We start from the raw sequence: 18,657 nt of genomic DNA, 5'->3' as shown, positions 1-18,657 counted from the left end.
TACACTGATACTACTGTATGCTAGCCTTTTGAGCAAACTGACAAAAATTGGCAATATTATGAAAATCAAACACTTAAAATATATCATTGCTTTGGCGCTAGCCCCACTTGTTGCCTGCTCACAAGCTGGCAATCAGGACAATCCAGATAACTTCGACACAAACCCTGTGGATTTTCAGCAGCAAATACAGGCAGCCATCGCTGACAAAAGCTGCAACTCAGATGCAGACTGTGCCCTGGTTGAGGTTGGCGCTAAACCTTGTGGCGGTCCTGAAACCTATGAGCCCTACTCAAAACCTAACGTTGACGAAGCCAGACTACAGGAACTGGCGGCAGCTTATAAAAAAGAGCGCCAGGATTACTTCAAAGAAAACCAGATCATGGGAATTTGCGTGGTAACACCAAAACCCCATGTTAGCTGCCTTAACAATCAGTGTGTTGCCTCAGAGCAAAACCTTAAGGTCCAATAACTCACTGGCTTTTTCATAATCAGCGCCTTCTTGCTTGCTAACCACACCAAGACAGGGCGCTGAAATATTCTTTTTCAACCAGTCCAGATTTTGCTCACTTCGATTCATATCACCAAACACAAAATTGGCTACCCAGCCCCTTAACTTCAATCCACGACGCTCAATATCGCAGACTGTCAACATGGCATGATTGAGGCAGCCAAGCTTCATACCAATCACCAGAATGACATCCATTCCTTTCTGCTCAACCCAGTCCGCATAAGTTTCTGTGTCATTGAGCGGCGTTAACCAACCACCCGCACCTTCTACCAGCAAGTACTCGCTATCAGGAAATTTAAGCAATCTGTTGAACTCGGCAATTGATAACTCAACTCCAGCTTCCTGCGCAGCAATATGTGGCGCTATGGCCGGCTCGAAGCACAGGGGATTTATGTCGGAGTAGCTCATTTGCTCAAAACCGGGGCTTTTTTTCGATAGCTCATGGATTTTCAGACCATCTTCATTGCGCCACTGTCCAGCTTCCAGCTCGGCACCTGAAGCCACCGGTTTTAGCCCCACAACCTGTTTTTGACAATGCAATAATGCATTGATAAGCGCCTGAGTTATAAAGGTTTTCCCAACCTCTGTGTCAGTGCCTGCAATGAATAATATTTCTCTTGTTTTGTTCATTTTGTTACCCCTCGCACACATCGTTCTTCAATGGTTACGCTATAATTTGATACAAAGTTGCTACATTTTGGCGTAGCATAGAATCATAGTCCTTTTTTCAGGTGACTTAATTTGGCTGGCGACAACACTATCATACTCACTTTGGCGATTATCGCCTTGGTAGTCCTTTTGGTAGCAGTAGTGACTGCTGCTCTGAAGCATGCCGTGGTAAGGCAGCTTGAGTCTAAAAACGAAGAACTCAAAAAAGTCCTCGAAGAAAATACCCGTAATATTGCCGGCAAAGCCCAGCGTATCAAAGAGCTGGAATCCACCCGAGATGACTTAAAACATTCTCTGCAAAACCTTTCTGAGCGCAATACAGCCCTAACTCAGGAACACCGAGAGCTGAAAGGCAAATATAAGCAGGCACAAACGTCATACGAAGAAGCCCAACAGAATTATCTCAATGCCTTACAATCCATTGCAGATACCAAGCGAGAGCTTGATGAAGAAATGGATCAGCTTCGCGAAGAATGCGATGCCCGCGTTCGCACTATCCGCCAGGACGCTCTCGATGAAAAAGAGCGCTTCAAAGAAAGCCTGGGTTCTGAATTTGAACACCTTAAAAAGAGTCATAAACGACTCGTTCAGGCCAATGCCACTTTAAGCCGCAACATCGATAACTTACGTGATGAGCGCGACTTCTATCGTACTGAATTTGAAACTCTGCGCGACTTCCTGCACGAAGCGCAAATGAAAAATGTTAAGCAAACGCTTGAGCAGAAAGAAGAAGAATTAAAAGAAAAAATCGTTAACTTTGAAAACAAAAAGAATTAACGTCATTCCTCTTTAAACATCTACCCAATTTCTACCGCATAGTCATGGTAACCAACTGCTGAACTGGTTTCGGTACCAAATGCATGCCCATAAACCAGCTCATAGGTTGCGGGCAACTGACCATCATCCATTTTAAATTTGCTGTATTCCTGCTCCAGCTTGCGCAGCTGACGTGGACTGGTTAAGCCATGGTTTCGGCTAGAGTCAATATTATGAGCGCCAATATTCTTTAAATCCCTCATCAGCTCTATCGCACGGTTATAACCAATCACCACTGGTTCATTATCCACAACAGGATCCGACAAGCGGGCACTCAACATGGCATCACCCACATGGTGCATATCAATAAAGTTATTCACATGCTGGTAGTCATTTACAGCAGCCCAGCTTTGCTTTAACTCATAAAGCGTGTCGGGGCCGAGAGTAGTGAAAAGCAGTAAACCTTCGGGCTTCAACACGCGATTAAGTTCCTGGAATAATTGTGGCAACTCTTCAACCCACTGAATGGTCAGGTTTGAAAACACAAAATCAAAACTGTTACTTTCAAAGGGTAGCTTCAGCGCATCGGCACACACATAATCTTCCTGATTCGATTGGGCACGACAGAAATCGATCATCCCTTCTGCCAAATCTGCGCCGGTTACTTTGGCACTTGGATATCGACGACTGAGTTCGCGGGTAAAATGACCTGTGCCACAACCCAAATCTAAAATATCGCTCGGTTGCAGTTTGAAATACTGCAAACGCTCCAGTAGGCGCTCCCCCGCCACTCTCTGGAAGAAAGCTGCATCATCATAGGTATTTGCTGCTCGGCTAAATGAGCGGGCAATATCACCTTTTGAAATCTGATTGATTCTTGCCTGCGTTGCTTTACTCATGCAAAAACTCTTTAACGTCGTTCACAAATAGTGGCTTATGAGACAGGAATGGAGCATGGCTGGCTTTGGGATAAACCTTGTGCTGACTATGCGGAACCAGTTCGGCAACCTGCTCGGCAGTCTTGGCAGGGACCAGCGAATCCAGTCTGCCATAAAGGCGTAGCATTGGTGCTTTTACTCTGCTTAACTCACTGCGTAAATCAACCTCGTTCAGTAACGCCAGGCCACCACGTAACGCCTTACCAGCAGGCACACCATGAATAAATACCGTATCTCTTAATCGACGAATGTCTTCTTTCTGGGTTTCGCTGCCGATTGCCTGAATGGCCAGAAAGCGAATAATGGTCCCTTGGTAGTCTTCTTCCAGATAGCGGCAGAAGCTATCCATGATGTTCGCTTTCATTGCATGCTGCCAGTCGTCTTCCTGAACAAATCGAGGATTACTGGCCACCGTGATCAACTTGTTGACTCGCTCAGGCGTTTCGATGGCAATGTTGGTGGCAACCAGGCCGCCCAGTGACCAGCCAAGATAATGTGCATTGTCTGGTGCAACCTTTAGCACTTGCTCGGTGAGCAAATTCAAGGTGTAAGGATCGCCAGGAATGGGTGAACGCCCAAAACCCGGCAAGTCAATCATGTGTAAGGTGAAGTGTTCAGCCAGATCATCGGCCAGCATTTCCCAGATGCCCGAGTGTAATCCCCAGCCATGCAGTAAAACCAGATCAGGCCCTTGTCCGGTAGACTCTATATAAGGTTGTAACTTACTCACCCATTACCTCTAACATCATTTCTGTTGATTTGCTTTGTTTATTTCAGCTGAAAGCTGTTCAAGTAAATAATCTATGTCGTCAGTGCTATGTTCAGCGGTTAATGTCACGCGTAACCGAGCACTGTTTTCCGGGACCGTTGGCGGCCTGATGGCAACCAGTAAAATACCTGCCTCTTTTAAGGCGCGACTAACGGCCAATGTTTTGTCATTACGCCCAATCAACACCGGCTGAATGGCCGTTTCCGAAGGCATCAAGGGAATGTCATATTCGTTTGCCAACCGACGGAAATAATCAATGTTCATTTTCAACTGCTGGCGACGCCATGATTCTTCTTGAATTAACTTAAGCCCCGCACGATTTGCTGCGGCTACTGCCGCTGGCATGGCTGTGGTGTAGATATAGCTGCGGCCAAACTGAATCAGGCTTTCAATCAACAGTTCGTTACCGGCCACTACCGCTCCAAATCCACCGAGAGCCTTGCCCAATGTTGCCATATAAATATCTGCTGACTGCTGCGCTAATCCAAAGTGCTCAAGGCTTCCTTTTCCCTGCTCACCCAGAACGCCAAAGCCATGCGCATCATCAATCATCAATGAGGCTTTATGCGCGTTGCAGCTGCTGACCAGTTCTGGCAAGGGCGCAATATCGCCATCCATGCTGAAAACGCCATCGGTCACGACCAACCGAGTGTCTGCAGGCTGCTTCATCTGACGCTCAAAAGAATCCATATCAGCATGTGCATAGCGCAGCATTTTGGCTGGGCTTGCCATGCCACCATCAATTAAGGATGCGTGATTTAATTTGTCCTGAATAATCAGGTCATTCTTTTCAGGCAAACAGGTCAGTACCCCATAGTTCGCCATATAACCTGTCGAAAACAATAGCGCTCTTTCTGTACCTAAAAAGTCAGCGATTTCTTGTTCCAGCGCATGATGTTGGTCGCTGTGACCAATAATTAAATGCGATGCGCCACTGCCAGCGCCATATTGTTTGGCAGCTTTTTGCATTGCCTCGTTGAGCTTTGGATGATTAGCCAGCCCCAGATAGTCATTGCTGCTGAAATTCAGATACTCTTTACCTTCAGCCCGAATACGTACGCCCTGCGCGCCCTCAATGGTCAGGCGCTGGCGTAACAGGTCCTGAGCTTTGCGCTGCTCAAGTCTGGCTTGCAGTTTTTGCCACATGGCAATTAGTTCTCGATTAACTATCTAGTGAGTTTTGGTTGCGTCGTAGAATAACGGTTTAGCCGGTTGCTGCTCTTCAACTTTAGGCGTTTCTTGAATCAGCTCTTCCTGATCCATCTCACGGCGCTCAGGCTGAATGCCCAGACGTTTGAACAACTGCATATCCGCTTCCGCTTCAGGGTTAGCCGTAGTCAAAAGTTTCTCGCCATAGAAAATAGAATTTGCACCAGCCAGATAGCATAAAGTCTGGGTTTCCTGATTCATGTCTTCACGGCCAGCAGACAGGCGCACATAAGACTGAGGCATCATGATTCGAGCAGTGGCAATCATGCGTACAAACTCAATCGAATCAAGTTTCTCTACCTCACCCAATGGCGTACCTTCAACGGCCACCAACATATTAATCGGTACACTTTGCGGATGCTCAGGCATATTGGCCAACTGTTGCAATAGGCCATAACGATCATTGGTTTCTTCACCCATACCAATAATACCGCCACTGCAAACATTAATACCTGCATCACGAACGTGTTGCAGAGTATCCAAACGATTTTTGTAGGTACGGGTAGTAATAATTTGCTGATAATACTCAGGCGAGGTATCAAGGTTGTGGTTGTAATAGTCCAGACCTGCTTCGGCCAATTTTTGCGCCTGCTCATCGGTCAGCATGCCCAGGGTCACGCAAGTTTCCAAACCCATATCTTTAACCTGACGGACCATTTCTAAAACCACATCCAGATCTTTTTCACGTGGCGAGCGCCAAGCCGCCCCCATGCAGAAACGAGTTGCACCATTTTTCTTAGCCTGCTGGGCCTTGGTCACTACCTCTTCGACCGCCATCAACTGTTCCTTGGACAGGCCAGTGTTGTAATGACCAGACTGTGGGCAATAGGCGCAATCTTCAGGACAGGCGCCAGTTTTGATGCTCAACAAGGTACTGGTTTGAATCTGATTCGGATTGAAATGCTGGCGATGAATATTCTGTGCGGCAAACAACAGATCATTGAAAGGCTGATTATAAATAGCTTCGACCTCTGCTAATGTCCAGTCATGGCGAACCTGACCACTATTCAATTTTTCTAAACTGGTTAATGTTTGACCGTTATTTTGATTGCTCATTATTTTAAAAACCCTTATAGTCTATGGCTTCGCGCACAGCAAGATTCAGGAAGAATAGCGTGAAGTTTACGGTTTCATCACTCACTGTCAACCAATTAAAGGGAATTATGGTTTACAATCTATTTTCAATTGTTCGCAAGAATAATCCTCAAAACTCCGTCAATTGCTCTTTATGTGGCTTGGGCACCGATTACTCGGGCTTTTGTGATCCCTGCCTTTCTGCTGTACAACGGCAAGGGCAATACTGCCAGCAATGCGGTAATAGTCTTGGCAAACAACCGATTGGTGCTGTTTGTGGGCAGTGTCTTAAAAAGCCCCCCCGATACCAGGCATTAATTTCAGCCACTCATTATGAGTTCCCTGTCAATCATGCCATCAGCGAAATGAAGTTTGAAAAACAACTGCATCATATTCGTAGCTTCAGCAACTTACTGCTTAATGAGCTGATTGCCTATTATCAGGACATTCCGCTTCCTCAGGCCATAGTTCCCATTCCATTACATTCTAACCGCTTACGAGAGCGCGGCTTTAATCAATCCCAACTGATTGCCAAACATCTGACTCGTAAATTAGACATCCCTCTGCTTGAACACGCACTGCTCAGAATTAAGGATACTCCCCACCAAATTGGCCTAAAGGCTGTAGAGCGCCGCAAAAACCTTAAGCGAGCTTTTACCGTTAAGCAGGAACTGCCTAAGCATATTGCTTTGGTGGACGATGTTGTCACCACTGGCTCAACCATTCAGGAGGCATCCAAGCAGTGCCTAAAGCATGGCGTTGAAAGAATTGATGTCTGGTGCCTGGCCAAGACCTGAGCACAATGAAGGATTTGCAGCATTGTGAGAAGTTATATATATTTAAGCAGGTGTTAAAAATATTGACACTTTTGCTTGAAACTATATTGAAAAAAATAAAATAGGAGCCTCTAATGTCTGCAACTTTCACTATCCCTTGTCCTAAGTGTGGTTCAGTTTCAACGTTCAAAACCGGCGTTTCCAGAAGTGGTACGGGCGTTGGCACTTGTCGCAATTGTCATAAATCCGTTCGCATTCAGGTTGACGGTAAAGGAAATGTCGTAAGAACATCATAATTTTTTATATCCATTATCCAAAGACAGACAAATGCACCCTCCGTACATTTGTCTGTAAACCTTCCTGATCTCGATCAAGCCGCTGCGCACTTGTCCATTGTGCTATTGACTCATAGTTCCTAGATTGAAGTTACATTCATTCAGAGGAGCAATCCCATGAACACAGAAACCTTTAATCGTCGGTCTCAGTTATTACACTGGGGCCTTGCCCTTTTCGGGATTGCCGCCTGGCTTACCGGCGAAAATGCTGATGATGGCTTTAACTCCAATGGCTTTCTGTTGCATCTTTATCTTGGTCTTGCCGTGTTGGTGTTTATCCTGACTCGCTTCGGAACAGGTCTTTTGACCAAAGGAAAACTGAGCTTCAAGGGCTGGACCTACTTTAATAGGGCACAGTGGCGATTGGCCGCACAGGATATTGGACAACTCATTCGCTTTAAACTTCCACAAAGAGAAATACATCAGGGCCTGGCAGGGATTGTACAGTTTTCAGGGTTGCTACTATTTCTATGGATGGCTATTTCAGGCACAGCCATTTTCCTGCTGCAGAACAGCACGGGGTCAGCGCTGTTCGAAGCAATAGAAGAAGGTCATGAAGTAGGAGAAGCACTCATCCCTCTCTTTTTGATTTTGCACGTTGGTGCCGTGATTGTTCATACGCTTAGCGGTGACCATGTCTGGAAAAGCATGGTCAGAAAAGATTCAAATTAAGTCTTCACAGCTCTTTCATCTGAACAGGGCTAAGGTTTTATGGCTTATTTAACAAACCACTAAACCGATAGTGAGGATAATGATTATGCTTGTGCAATTAACTTACGCCAGCCGGGTCAGTAAAACGCTGGGGTCCGAAGACATTAAAAATATACTGCAGCACTCACAGACTAATAATCAGGCCGATGGTGTCACTGGAGCCTTATGCCTGTCCAACGGCATATTTCTACAGATTCTTGAAGGTGATCGTAATACCGTTAATCGTGTTTATCACAAAATTCTGCAGGATAGTCGCCATAAAGATCCGGCCATTTTGGACTATCAGGAGATCACTGCCAGACAGTTCAGTGACTGGTCGATGGGTCTAATTGCTAAAACTGAAGACAATAAGCAGCTATTTCTTAAGTATTCTTCCAATGCTGATTTTGATCCTTACAGCATGAGTGCTGAATCGTTGAGAGGCTTTTTTGACGAGGTGGTCGGTAACGTGCGTTGGCTTCGCAAAAGCCCCGCCTAAAATAAGTATCAGCAAGGATGCTGTCACTTATCCATTCAGCACACCTCTTTATCCAGGCGATTCTACCGATGAATCAAACGGCATAGGACAAAGCACACTAGCCCTTTGAGCAATACCTGATACAATGCGCATCATAAAATCCCACTGCGCTCGGACATCCCGCTTTGCTCAATAAAGACCGCTCACAACAAGTTCTGCAAATCTCACTGCCTATAGTCGGCGGTATGATTTCTCAGAATGTTTTGAATCTGGTTGATGCAGCAATGGTGGGGACTCAGGGTAGTGCTGCAATTGCCGCGATTGGTATCGCTGGCTTTATCAACTTTATGGCAGTGGCCTTTTTCATCGGCTTTGCCGCAGGCGTACAGGCTATGGTTTCGCGCCGTATGGGCGAGGGTCGCCAAAGCGAAGCTGCCTATCCCTTGAATGCCGCACTGTTAATCATTGGCCTGATGGCATTACCCACCAGCATCATTCTGTTTTTCCTGGCGCCCGATATCCTAAGTTCACTGAACAGTGATCCCGAATTATTAGAAGAAGGTATTCCCTACCTGCAGGCACGTTTTGCCGGTATTTTGGCGATTGGCTTGAACTTCAGCTACCGTAGCTACTGGAGTGCCATTAAACAGACCGGTTATTACTTGCGTACCTTGCTGGTCATGCACTCTTTAAATATTCTGCTCAATTATACCCTGATCTTTGGTAATTTCGGCATGCCAGAACTGGGTACTTTAGGCGCAGGTATCGGCACCAGTATTTCCTTAGCTATGGGTTCGATCTATTACCATATTCTGGCCACCAAACACACCAAACAATTTGGCTATATGGAACGACTGGCAGCGCTGGCAACCATTAAATCGATTTTTAGAATATCGTTGCCGTCATCAATTCAGCAGCTATTCTTCGCTGGTGGTTTCACTGCGTTATTCTGGATTATTGGTCAGGTTGGTACTCATCAATTGGCAGCGGCAAACGCCATCACCAATGTCATGCTGGTTGCCATTCTGCCCTGCATTGCTCTGGGAATAGGCGCAGCAACCATGGTTGGCCAGGCGTTGGGTAAACAAGATCCCAATGATGCTTACCTGTGGGGTTGGGATGTGGCGAAAATGGCACTCATATTTGCAACCGCTCTAGCAACTTTGTTCTTTATCTTCACCGATCCCATCATGGGTATATTCCTGAAAGAACCAACGGCTTTGCAAATCGCGCATTGGCCCTTCAAGCTGTCCGCGGGCATCATCATTATTGATGCGATGGGACTGGTTTTTCTAAATGCATTGAATGGTGCCGGTTACACCAAGCCACCGATGTACGTTTCCCTGCTCTCTCAGTGGCTGATTTTCTTGCCGGTAGCCTGGCTACTTGGCCCCTATTTTGGCTTTGGGCTTATGACCATCTGGCTAGCTTACGCTGCCTATCGTGTATTACAGACCGGCGCTTTTATCTGGCTTTGGCAGCGTCGAACCTGGGCCGATGCGGTGGTCGACTAAGCACCTTTTCTAAACAACAGACTACTAAACACTACGGCTAATAAAATCGGCAAATACCACACATATTGCACCGGTTCCAACGGTGATATGCCAAAACTGGCCCCAAGCAATAGACACTGTGCCCCATAAGGTAATATTCCCTGAGTAGAACAGGCGCCGATATCGACCAGACTTGCGCTTCGCATTGGCTCAATATTCCCCTGGTTGGCTAACGATTGAGTCACTTTTCCGGTCAGAATGATACTAACTGTATTATTGGCCACTGCCAGATTAGTAACTGCAGCGGTACTTAATACCGCCAGCTGCGCCCTCAGTTTAGACTGGCTCGCGGCAAACAGCTGGCTGATTTTATTGACCAGCCATTGCAAGCCACCCTGCTTTTCAATTAAGGCTCCAAGCCCACCAATCAGCAGTGACAGCAAAAATATTTCCTGCATATTGCTGAAGCCTTGATAAATGGTCTGTGCCACTGAATTGTCAACTGTAAAGCTTCCACTGATAAGCCCTATGCCGATACTAACGATGATGCCGGCCGGCAAAATAATGAAAACACTCAATCCAGTTAATGCCAGAATCACAATAGCCAAATAAGGAATCACTTTATAGAGCTGGTAATCAGCAACCTCTGCTTGTGAGGGCTCGGTTGGAATTAAGGAAAATGAGCTAATAGTAATGATAGCAGCGGGAATGGCCCAGCGAGCATTCTGTCGTAATTTTTCACCAACTGTCGCGCCTTGTGTGCGCGTTGCAGCAATCGAAGTGTCTGAAATGACAGACAGGTTATCGCCAAACATGGCGCCACTTAGCAAGATGCCCGCCACAATCGCAGGCTCAAGCCCCGCAGTTTGCGATAGGCCAAATCCAATTGGAGCTAGCGCTGCCAGTGTTCCCATCGAAGTGCCCATAGCAAATGACACCACTGCCGCTATGACAAATAAACCTGGCAGAATAAATCCGGGGGGAATCCAGTAAAGTCCAAAGTTGACCACCGCATCTATCGCCCCGATAACACCAGTTAGTGCCGCAAAAGCGCCTGCCAGCAGATATATCAAACACATGGCGACAATATTACTGTCACCAATACCTTTTAATAGGATCGCGATTCTGCTCTCAAAGGTTCCTTTAGCCAGAAACAGCGCAACTGCAATCGCTGGCAATACTGCTACCGGTGCGGGTAACTGGTAAAAAGCGTACTCAACTCCAAGCGTCGTGTAATAAATGCCAGAGCCAAGAAATAGCACCAAAAATAATACCAGTGGCAATAATGCTAGCCAGTGAGCAGGGTTATGGCTGGAAACCTTTGAGTGGCGTGTTTCAGTGATTGATTCGGAAGTGCCAACTGATGATAGGCCAGGAGAAGTAGCAAGCTTTTTGGACATAGAAAACCTTCAAAAAAATAGCTTGCGGCCGAAACGATAAGTTTCAGAGTCACTTTTTAGCGGAATTTTTAGTGCGCCCGCAAGCGGTACAAATCAGCGCAGGTGGCAACTATACCCGAGTTGCCATGGAAGTCCAAACGGCTAAACGTATAATCGTTATAACAATTTGTTATTTGAGCATCTTAGAGGCGATGTCCTGCTCATTCACACGCAGGAAGTAGTAATCGTACTTATAGTCCTTTTCAAAACCATAGTCGCGGTAAATCTTGTGCAAACGATGGTTCTCTTTACGGGTGGTCACCTCAATACGAATCGCATCCGTTTCCTTACACAAATCTTTGGCTGCATTCAGCAAAGCCTCGGCTGTTTGCTTACGCCCGGTACCGCCAAACACGTAGAAGTCATTCAGGGTCCAGATTGGGGCCAGGCCAATACTTGAGTAAGAAGGGTAAAGTTGTATGAAACCGGTCAGCTCGTCGCCCTCATAAGATAAAAACATGGTCGATGTCTGCTGCTCCAGCATTAGTCGCAAAAACTGCTCAATTTTCTGTGGCTCAGAGGGCTGTTTGTAGCGTTGACGATAACTGTCAAAGGCAGGCACAAGCTGTTCTAAGTCATTGATTTCAAAAATCTTAATTTTCAAAGCAGTATCCTTATGCGATTTTTCTTAGGTATTCAGTAAGAATTCAGTTTACAAGCGGTAAAGTTGTGACTAATGAATGTTATTGAGCCTTGAGCGCCCAATATCCACTCAGTTGGTATTATAGTGAATCCTAAGGAGTTATCCATGAATAAAATGATAACCACAGCACTGATCATGACATTGGGCCTGGGCCTTTCGCAGGCTGGTTTTGCCAAAGAACATAAAGGTCCTCAGTCAAATAATGCACGCAGTCATGCCTCGGTTGAAAAGCGTCATGATGCGAACCGTTTCGAGCAGCGTCACAACCGCGACAACCGTTTTGAACATCGCCGCGACGACCGCAGAGATGACAGATGGCGTGACCACCGACGTGATGATCGTAGAGATAACCATCGCCACAGCGATTCGCGTGGACATGACCGTCATTACGGATCACACGATCGCTACCGCGATAACTATCATCCAAGACCGAAGCATACCTACTATCGTGTATACCATGATCGTTATTACCCACGATACAGAACTTACCCGACAACGGTTTATTACCTAGGTCAGGACTGGTATTACTATGGCGGTTACTACCACCCTTATCCACGTGGCCACATTCATACTCATTATTGTGACCACCGTTATTGGGAACCGCTTGCAGTAGGCATCATTCTCGGTAGCGTACTCGGCTGGTAACACTTTCCCCCTGACCCTGGGCATTCTAAACACTTGGGAGCGCGTTGACCTTTACGTTTCAATTTTTGTTCAAAGCAAAAACGTTCTGGTCGAGGGCTCGTCATGTAGCCTAGTCATTGTAAGCAAATGACGAGCAACAAAGAGCAGGGCGCTTTTGATTGAACCCGAAGGGCAGCGTTTGTTTGGGCTTTCTACTGTGTTATCGCGCGCGGATGGAGAATGACTACACCTCACACACGATGCCTTGTATAAAGCCCAAACAAACTGCTGCAAAAACGAAACGCAAAGGTCAACGCGCTCCACACCCCTTAGTGTTTATTCTTCCTCTCCTGAGCCCTGGGTCAGTTTTTCTACAATAAAAAAGCGAGCTTAATGCTCGCTTTTTTATTTTCAGTCTCAATCAGGAACCAATAGGAGATCCCGGTGGAATGGGTAATGTCTTAACGTCTTCCTGAGGCTCAAAGTTACCATTAAGATATTGCACTACCAAATCCTTTAACCAGGCATAACGTACCGAGTTGCGTTTCGATTGAGTAGTCAACCAACCGTCCAGCTTACCAATTTCATTATGCAGATGGGCTCTTACCTCTGGTGAAGCCTGTGGGTTAGATGCCACGCTCAATAGTTGCATTACGGTAAGATAATCCACACGCTGCTGAATCAATCCATTTAATCCAGACTGCTCAGGGCTACGCAAAGTAGTTGTAAGCAGTTGAGTCACTACTTCTTCCAGTCCCGGTAACTCGGCAGTTTGTGCCTTCTGTTGCAACAATCGAGCCAGCCTTTCAGGGTTTAGTAACAATTGCAGAGTGTGCTTTGCTGAAGCCTCTGCCATAGATACCGGATCTAGAGTTAAACCAGTATAACCATTAAAGCTTTCTCGATTCCGATAGTACCCATACGCCTTGGGAGGAATAAGCTCCAGTACCGATTGAGGTACCGCTAATTGCTCTACTGATAAAGTAGATAACAGTGTACCGATAGCTTGTCTCTGTAACCCATCCTCAACAGCACGAACCGGACGGAAAGTATCGCCTTTAACGCTGTATTCGTAATTAACGCCGCCGACCAGTTTCACCGCAGCTTCAACCTGATAGCGATGGAATAAATACAACGGCACTAAAGTTTCAGCAAGCTCTGAATAAGGAACAGCATCAGCTAAATTATTATGACCAAATTTATTGAGAGCGGTTTGTCTAATATCCAGCACTCTGGCCAGTTCCGCAGCAGGGTTTTGGGCATTGTCCCAAAGGTGTGCAGAAGGGTGTGCTCCGCTGGCGGGACGAGCATCGGCGTCAGAAATGAACATTAGTCCTTTGGCGCTGGCATTTCGCACAATATTTCGCAGCTCTTCCGCTTCGTTCTCTCCTTCAATCTTAGAGTAGCCATAACGAACGGCTTCAATATCCCATTGGCCAATTCCCTCAGCGTAAGCATTTTTCAGATTGATGCTTTTTCCATCAAGCGTAACCAGTGGATGCGGATAATCCATCACAGAAGCACGATTGGTGGGGCTTGCTGCAAAGTTATGAGCAATGCCTAACGTATGGCCCACTTCATGAGCCGACAACTGGCGAATACGGGCTAAAGCCATATCCATCGCTGCCTGCTGATCGCCATCTTTTCCATGTACGCCAGTTAATGCATTGGCAATCAGCAAGTCCTGTCTAACACGCAATGAACCCAAGGTGACGTGGCCTTTGATAATCTCACCGGTTCTTGGGTCAGCCATTGCCATACCGTAAGACCAGCCGCGTGTGGCACGATGAACCCACTGAATCACGTTGTAGCGAACATCCATCGGATCGGCGTCTGCAGGCAGGTCTCGAACTTCATAAGCACCTTCCAAACCAATTGCTGCGAAGGCCTGCTCCCACCAGCGAGCACCTTCTAACAGAGCAGTGCGGACTGGCTCAGGCGCACCCGGGTCAAGGTAATAAATAATTGGTTTTATCTTGCCGTCTTTGTCACGCTCAATGCGATGACGGTAAATCAACTTTTTCTCAATCGGTTGATCAATGGGTGAAGCGTAATCAGCGTAAGTCAGTTCAAAGAAACCACTTTTCGGATGGAATACACGCGGCTCATAGTTGTCATCAGGTAGGGCAACAAAAGACACATGCTGATGAACCGTAATGGCTTCAGGTGTTGGCACAACCTGTTTAACAAAGTCGCCTGCTGCGGAACCATTAAAGGTCAGCACACTCTCGAATAGAGTATTTCGAGGGAAGTTTTTAACTTTATCAGCCACTAAGGCAGAGCGACTTCGTTCAATGCTGTAGCTGCCCTGATTGGTAGCCTTAAGCCTGTCACTGACCCCGTGCAGATCCTGCTGCAGGAATGCGGTTAAGTCGATCAAGTAACGATTGCCGTTCCTGGCATCGATTTCAAAGCCATACAATACTGAGCTGGCAAACGCCTCATTAACCGAGTTTTTCTCGGCCTGATTGTCGGTATCTGCGCGATAACGTGTATTCAGGTGCTTCAGGAAAATCTTATTACCATAACGTTCAAACTGAACCAGCTTCGACTCTCCTAGCTGTCCCCGATCAAGACCAATATCATTTGAGCCAATCCCAAACGGCAAGCCCGTGTACATGATAAATGGCTGTTCAAACTTACTGACCTCAAGCCATACCCTACCCTCGTTACTACTGACGTAGATAGGCATAAAACCATTAATACGACGGCTTTTGTTTTCAATTTCAGACCAGCTTGCCGCATTAGCAGTTAACACCACTGCCAGCAGACAAACTCCCCCAATCAGACCTTGAACAGCTTTTAACATGGGTTGATTCCCTACCTGATAATTAACGTTAAATTCTTACAGCGCCTTATTAAAATATAAACTATTGATGTATGGGCGCATCGAGCCTAACCAGTAACCTCGGAAGTTAGGATTATCACTAAACATGATGATACTGCCACGACCATAACCTTGTGCCAAGATTGCGGGCGTATTTTTAATACGTTCCACATTGGTTTGTGACGAATACCCCGCAACTAACGGACTTTCTGTATAAGTTGCGACAGTCACAAAGTCTTCAGTTGCTGGCTTAAAGACCATGGTGCCAGCCTTGGTGAACGCCAACTTATCCAGCTCCAAACCAAATGCCAACGGATGGCTTAAGTCAACATTAGCCTCATAAATAGCGCCACCGATAATATGCTCGGCGCGGGCGTCATCACGTTCCGAGAATGGACGGTTTTGATTTTGTGGAGTTTCGGGTTCCAACAACTCAAAGTTCACGAGCCCCTGTTGAACTAACCATGGGTTAGCCCCACGTGTAGCGACAATGGTTCCACCATCTCGAATCCAAGACTTAACAGCATCCAGCTCTTTATCATCAAGCGCTGGATAACGGCCACTGACCATCAACAGGTGGGTATAGTCTGACAGATCAATCCTGCCAAGATCTTGTGCATGTTGCATCGAAACAGGCAACTCAAGACGCGTATCCAGCAAATGCCAGACCTCACCTGCTTCATAGGAGTAAACGCCTTCACCAATCAGTAATAATGGCTTAGGCATCTCAAGATCGCTCACGTTTGGACTACCTAAATCAGCACCTTGTCCACTATAACCTGAATCCACGCCATAAACGGTTAAACCCAAGTCAGCAAGGGTACTATTGACCTTTTCAATGAGTGCATTACGCGTAGCGGTTTCCGCTGGCAAAGGGACGGTAAATGATCCCGCCATAAATTCACGAGGCTCACCTTGAACCGGCAAGCGAGAACCTTTTTCCAGCAGTTTAACGTCGATATCATCTCCGAGTAATCGCGTTAAAGCTGTAGCCGCACGGAAATCCTGCCACTCCACTAATAGCGCAACCGGATTATCACTACCCACATAGGAGCTTGATGTTGAAACCTCAGAAGACTCTAACGGTAAAAGTTGCAGTTCATCTTTGTTCAAATGATGGTAGTCAAGATTGAATGCCAGCGGGAAAGTCCAGGCCGACACATCATAAAAGGTGTTGTCCGTAAACTCCGTGCGCGTTTCGAACATGGCTTTAATCAGACCATATTGTTGTTGCTTAAAATTCACTACATAGGATGTTTTTGCTGCCCACTCTTTGCCTGCAATTTTTCTTGGGCCGGCTAATTGCTCAACTTTAATTTGGTGGCTATTCAAAATCCGCAGGAACTCTTTGATACGACCTTCATCATTGGAACTGAAGATCACACCTTTTTCCAGATCACTACTGGCTTTTGCTGGCCACTGCTGGAAGAAATCTCTTTGATACTCCAGCAACTCGCCACCCAGCTCAAGTGCCGCCTGCAATGTTGAAAAGGAGGTTGTTGCCTGATTACGAATGGAAAATGGAAAACTGACATCGCCATTAACCGATTCCTGCAAATGACCGCGCGAACTGGCCTGCTCAAACAGGATACCGATCCCGCCATTGATATCAGGGAAGGTCGAGCCTTTGCCGTAGTAGAAGTCATCAAAGCTTTCCTGACTGTAATAGCGCGAACCAATCGCATCCAGCGCCTTGGCGTGATATCGACCAATTTTTTCAGTCAGCTCAAAGTTTAATTCAGAGGTTAAAGGGTTCTGACGCGATGGCACACCCGGTTGGAAGAAGAAAGTAGCGTTAGTGCCCATTTCATGAAAATCACCAACGATGTGCGGACGCCACTCATAAAAATGCTTAACCCGCGCCTGACTTTCAGGATGTTGCAACAACAACCAGTCACGATTTAAGTCAAACCAATAATGGTTGGTGCGGCCACGCGGCCATGCCTCGTTATGCTCAATCGAATCTGAATCAGCGACTAATTGCTTACCCTTGTAACGATTCACCCAACCAGCAAAACGCCCCATACCATCAGGATTGAGCATAGGATCAATCATGACGATAGTATTGGTCAGTAACTCCTGAATCCACGCTTCCTCAGAAGCTGCCAGTCGATAAGCCACTAATAAGGCTGCGTTGGTTCCACTCGGCTCATTGCCGTGCACCGAATATCCAAGCCAGACTATGGCAGGCCCTTGATACTCAGTTAAGTTCTTTCGTTGCTCCTTAATTTCATCAAGACGAGTCAGATTCTCAGGTGACGAGATATAGGCAGTGATTAAAGGTCGGTTTTCATGAGTGCGACCGATCTCAGCTAGATTTACTCGCTCAGAACTCTGCGCCAGCGCCTTGAAAAATGAAACCGACTGTTCGGGACGGACATGCCATTCACCGACAGGATTCCCCAATACCTGATTGGGAGTCACAACATCTGGCTGGAATTGAATATTCTGATTGAAATAATAATCAAATGAGGTGGTATCTTCTTGAGCTAGGCCCAGCGTAGGCAGGCCAGCAGAAACCGATAAAAAAGCAGCAAGCAGTAATTGTTTCATATGACTCAGTTTTTCGTGGTTTTCTCCATTCTATAGGTTGTAAATTTAGCTGCAAGCCCAATCATAGGTTATAATAGAACCCATCAAAGCAACATGCTGAGGCATTGAACGTTATTATGATTACTATTTCAGAAGCTGCTCAAGAGCATTTTCGCCGTCTATTAGCCGGTCAGGAAGAGCCTGATACCGGCATTCGTGTATTTGTGGTAAACCCAGGAACCAGCCATGCCGAGTGCGGTGTTTCATACTGCCCACCTGACGCCATTGAAGATACCGACACAGAATTGAAATTTGATGGCTTTTCAGCCTTTATTGACGAAGATAGCGCACCCTATTTGGAAGAAGCCGAAATTGACTACTCGAAAGAACAAACTGGCGGTCAGCTGACACTCCGCGCACCAAACGCCAAAGCGCGTAAAGTTGACGACGACGCCCCCGCTTCGGACCGCATTCGTTATTACCTTGAGTCAGAAATCAACCCAGAACTTGCCAACCATGGCGGCCAAGTATCACTGGTTGAATTCACTCAAAGCGGAATCGCCGTTCTACAATTCGGCGGCGGTTGCCAAGGTTGCGGAATGGTCGACGTAACCCTTAAAGAAGGTATTGAGAAAACCTTGATTGAACGTGTTCCCGAAGTGAAAGGCGTTAAAGACGTCACCGAACACTCAGAGGGTGAAAATCCTTACTACTAATTCAGTAGAAAACACTATTAAAAAAAAAGGCGCATTATGCGCCTTTTTTGTGTCTGCCAATCGTAGAGTACCCTACAAAAACTATAGACGGCATACTCTGAATCCATTCTTTGCTGCCTGCCTATACCTCTTGCGCCAATACCCCCTTTGATTGAGTCGAGTATGAACCAGACCATAGCAA

At 46.4% G+C, this 18,657-nt stretch carries 18 protein-coding genes and 1 riboswitch; of the genes, 9 read left to right on the top strand and 9 right to left on the bottom strand.

What is annotated here, in order from left to right; genetic code table 11:
• Nucleotides 1-58 precede the first annotated feature (58 nt).
• Nucleotides 59-469, top strand: coding sequence for a hypothetical protein (locus B158_RS12865; RefSeq protein WP_018624138.1), 411 nt, complete (start codon nucleotides 59-61; stop codon nucleotides 467-469).
• On the opposite strand, the gene bioD is transcribed toward B158_RS12865, so the two are convergent.
• Nucleotides 443-1,138, bottom strand: a complete 696-nt coding sequence (bioD, locus tag B158_RS0104350; protein WP_018624137.1) for a dethiobiotin synthase — start codon at nucleotides 1,136-1,138, stop codon at nucleotides 443-445. The two genes, B158_RS12865 and bioD, sit on opposite strands and share 27 nt — an antisense overlap.
• Before the next feature lie 111 nt (nucleotides 1,139-1,249).
• Here bioD and B158_RS0104345 point away from each other — a divergent pair, with 111 nt between their 5' ends.
• On the top strand, nucleotides 1,250-1,954 hold the full coding sequence (locus tag B158_RS0104345) for a hypothetical protein (protein WP_018624136.1): 705 nt from the start codon (nucleotides 1,250-1,252) through the stop codon (nucleotides 1,952-1,954).
• Nucleotides 1,955-1,974: 20 nt separating this feature from the next.
• Here the strand turns inward: B158_RS0104345 and bioC are convergent, their stop codons facing one another.
• The 4 genes from bioC to bioB are packed head-to-tail and all read right to left on the bottom strand — an operon-like array spanning nucleotide 1,975 to nucleotide 5,905.
• The gene (gene bioC, locus B158_RS0104340; protein ID WP_018624135.1) at nucleotides 1,975-2,832 is read right to left on the bottom strand and encodes a malonyl-ACP O-methyltransferase BioC; all 858 of its coding nucleotides are present in this window, start codon (nucleotides 2,830-2,832) and stop codon (nucleotides 1,975-1,977) included.
• Nucleotides 2,825-3,601 (bottom strand): pimeloyl-ACP methyl ester esterase BioH, encoded by a 777-nt coding sequence (bioH, locus tag B158_RS0104335; RefSeq protein WP_018624134.1) that lies wholly within the window; start codon nucleotides 3,599-3,601, stop codon nucleotides 2,825-2,827. The genes bioC and bioH overlap by 8 nt, the downstream gene beginning before the upstream one ends.
• Before the next feature lie 15 nt (nucleotides 3,602-3,616).
• Nucleotides 3,617-4,786 (bottom strand): 8-amino-7-oxononanoate synthase, encoded by a 1,170-nt coding sequence (bioF, locus tag B158_RS0104330; RefSeq protein WP_018624133.1) that lies wholly within the window; start codon nucleotides 4,784-4,786, stop codon nucleotides 3,617-3,619.
• Nucleotides 4,787-4,810: 24 nt separating this feature from the next.
• Nucleotides 4,811-5,905, bottom strand: coding sequence for a biotin synthase BioB (gene bioB / locus B158_RS0104325; protein WP_018624132.1), 1,095 nt, complete (start codon nucleotides 5,903-5,905; stop codon nucleotides 4,811-4,813).
• Nucleotides 5,906-6,012: 107 nt separating this feature from the next.
• On the opposite strand from bioB, the gene B158_RS0104320 reads away from it, so the two are divergent.
• The 5 genes from B158_RS0104320 (at nucleotide 6,013) to B158_RS0104305 (ending at nucleotide 9,716) form a co-directional block, all read left to right on the top strand.
• Nucleotides 6,013-6,720: a ComF family protein gene (locus tag B158_RS0104320; RefSeq protein WP_018624131.1), complete on the top strand. Its 708-nt coding sequence runs from the start codon at nucleotides 6,013-6,015 to the stop codon at nucleotides 6,718-6,720.
• Nucleotides 6,721-6,833: 113 nt separating this feature from the next.
• Complete coding sequence (locus tag B158_RS13380; RefSeq protein ID WP_156823042.1) at nucleotides 6,834-6,995, top strand: hypothetical protein; 162 nt, start codon at nucleotides 6,834-6,836, stop codon at nucleotides 6,993-6,995.
• Nucleotides 6,996-7,151: 156 nt separating this feature from the next.
• A complete protein-coding gene (locus B158_RS0104315; protein WP_018624130.1) occupies nucleotides 7,152-7,706 on the top strand; it encodes a cytochrome b/b6 domain-containing protein in 555 nt (184 codons plus the stop codon).
• A gap of 85 nt (nucleotides 7,707-7,791) precedes the next feature.
• Nucleotides 7,792-8,223 carry a BLUF domain-containing protein gene (locus B158_RS0104310; RefSeq protein WP_018624129.1) on the top strand — a complete coding sequence of 144 codons (432 nt, stop codon included), beginning with the start codon at nucleotides 7,792-7,794 and terminating at the stop codon, nucleotides 8,221-8,223.
• 164 nt (nucleotides 8,224-8,387) lie between these two features.
• The gene (locus B158_RS0104305) at nucleotides 8,388-9,716 is read left to right on the top strand and encodes an MATE family efflux transporter (RefSeq protein ID WP_018624128.1); all 1,329 of its coding nucleotides are present in this window, start codon (nucleotides 8,388-8,390) and stop codon (nucleotides 9,714-9,716) included.
• Here B158_RS0104305 and B158_RS0104300 read toward each other — a convergent pair.
• Both B158_RS0104300 and B158_RS0104295 read right to left on the bottom strand, forming a co-directional pair.
• The gene (locus B158_RS0104300) at nucleotides 9,713-11,095 is read right to left on the bottom strand and encodes a Na+/H+ antiporter NhaC family protein (protein ID WP_018624127.1); all 1,383 of its coding nucleotides are present in this window, start codon (nucleotides 11,093-11,095) and stop codon (nucleotides 9,713-9,715) included. The genes B158_RS0104305 and B158_RS0104300 overlap by 4 nt on opposite strands.
• Before the next feature lie 34 nt (nucleotides 11,096-11,129).
• A riboswitch (SAM riboswitch) is annotated at nucleotides 11,130-11,205 on the bottom strand.
• 59 nt (nucleotides 11,206-11,264) lie between these two features.
• Entirely contained in the window at nucleotides 11,265-11,738 is a 474-nt protein-coding gene (locus B158_RS0104295) for a GNAT family N-acetyltransferase (protein ID WP_018624126.1), read from the bottom strand.
• Nucleotides 11,739-11,882: 144 nt separating this feature from the next.
• Between B158_RS0104295 and B158_RS0104290 the strand changes: the two genes are divergently transcribed.
• Nucleotides 11,883-12,422, top strand: a complete 540-nt coding sequence (locus tag B158_RS0104290) for a hypothetical protein (protein WP_018624125.1) — start codon at nucleotides 11,883-11,885, stop codon at nucleotides 12,420-12,422.
• Nucleotides 12,423-12,822: 400 nt separating this feature from the next.
• Here the strand turns inward: B158_RS0104290 and B158_RS0104285 are convergent, their stop codons facing one another.
• Nucleotides 12,823-15,210, bottom strand: coding sequence for a zinc-dependent metalloprotease (locus B158_RS0104285; RefSeq protein ID WP_018624124.1), 2,388 nt, complete (start codon nucleotides 15,208-15,210; stop codon nucleotides 12,823-12,825).
• A 36-nt stretch (nucleotides 15,211-15,246) separates the two neighbouring features.
• Nucleotides 15,247-17,781 (bottom strand): M14 metallopeptidase family protein, encoded by a 2,535-nt coding sequence (locus B158_RS0104280; protein ID WP_018624123.1) that lies wholly within the window; start codon nucleotides 17,779-17,781, stop codon nucleotides 15,247-15,249.
• A gap of 116 nt (nucleotides 17,782-17,897) precedes the next feature.
• Between B158_RS0104280 and nfuA the strand changes: the two genes are divergently transcribed.
• On the top strand, nucleotides 17,898-18,476 hold the full coding sequence (gene nfuA / locus B158_RS0104275) for a Fe-S biogenesis protein NfuA (protein WP_018624122.1): 579 nt from the start codon (nucleotides 17,898-17,900) through the stop codon (nucleotides 18,474-18,476).
• Nucleotides 18,477-18,657: the final 181 nt, after the last annotated feature.

The sequence above is a fragment of the Kangiella aquimarina DSM 16071 genome, from assembly GCF_000374105.1.
GTDB classification, from domain to species: Bacteria; Pseudomonadota; Gammaproteobacteria; order Enterobacterales; family Kangiellaceae; genus Kangiella; species Kangiella aquimarina.
Note: the sequence above shows the minus strand (reverse complement) of the source record. Positions and strands in the feature narration are given on the sequence as shown.

Bases quoted from the DNA above. Each gene is read 5' to 3' on its own strand.
- B158_RS12865 (WP_018624138.1), top strand. From the start codon at position 59: ATGAAAATCAAACACTTAAAATATATCATTGCTTTGGCGCTAGCCCCA.
- bioD (WP_018624137.1), bottom strand. From the start codon at position 1,138: ATGAACAAAACAAGAGAAATATTATTCATTGCAGGCACTGACACAGAG.
- bioC (WP_018624135.1), bottom strand. From the start codon at position 2,832: ATGAGTAAAGCAACGCAGGCAAGAATCAATCAGATTTCAAAAGGTGAT.
- bioF (WP_018624133.1), bottom strand. From the start codon at position 4,786: ATGTGGCAAAAACTGCAAGCCAGACTTGAGCAGCGCAAAGCTCAGGAC.
- bioB (WP_018624132.1), bottom strand. From the start codon at position 5,905: ATGAGCAATCAAAATAACGGTCAAACATTAACCAGTTTAGAAAAATTG.
- B158_RS0104320 (WP_018624131.1), top strand. From the start codon at position 6,013: ATGGTTTACAATCTATTTTCAATTGTTCGCAAGAATAATCCTCAAAAC.
- B158_RS13380 (WP_156823042.1), top strand. From the start codon at position 6,834: ATGTCTGCAACTTTCACTATCCCTTGTCCTAAGTGTGGTTCAGTTTCA.
- B158_RS0104315 (WP_018624130.1), top strand. From the start codon at position 7,152: ATGAACACAGAAACCTTTAATCGTCGGTCTCAGTTATTACACTGGGGC.
- B158_RS0104310 (WP_018624129.1), top strand. From the start codon at position 7,792: ATGCTTGTGCAATTAACTTACGCCAGCCGGGTCAGTAAAACGCTGGGG.
- B158_RS0104300 (WP_018624127.1), bottom strand. From the start codon at position 11,095: ATGTCCAAAAAGCTTGCTACTTCTCCTGGCCTATCATCAGTTGGCACT.
- B158_RS0104290 (WP_018624125.1), top strand. From the start codon at position 11,883: ATGAATAAAATGATAACCACAGCACTGATCATGACATTGGGCCTGGGC.
- B158_RS0104285 (WP_018624124.1), bottom strand. From the start codon at position 15,210: ATGTTAAAAGCTGTTCAAGGTCTGATTGGGGGAGTTTGTCTGCTGGCA.
- B158_RS0104280 (WP_018624123.1), bottom strand. From the start codon at position 17,781: ATGAAACAATTACTGCTTGCTGCTTTTTTATCGGTTTCTGCTGGCCTG.
- nfuA (WP_018624122.1), top strand. From the start codon at position 17,898: ATGATTACTATTTCAGAAGCTGCTCAAGAGCATTTTCGCCGTCTATTA.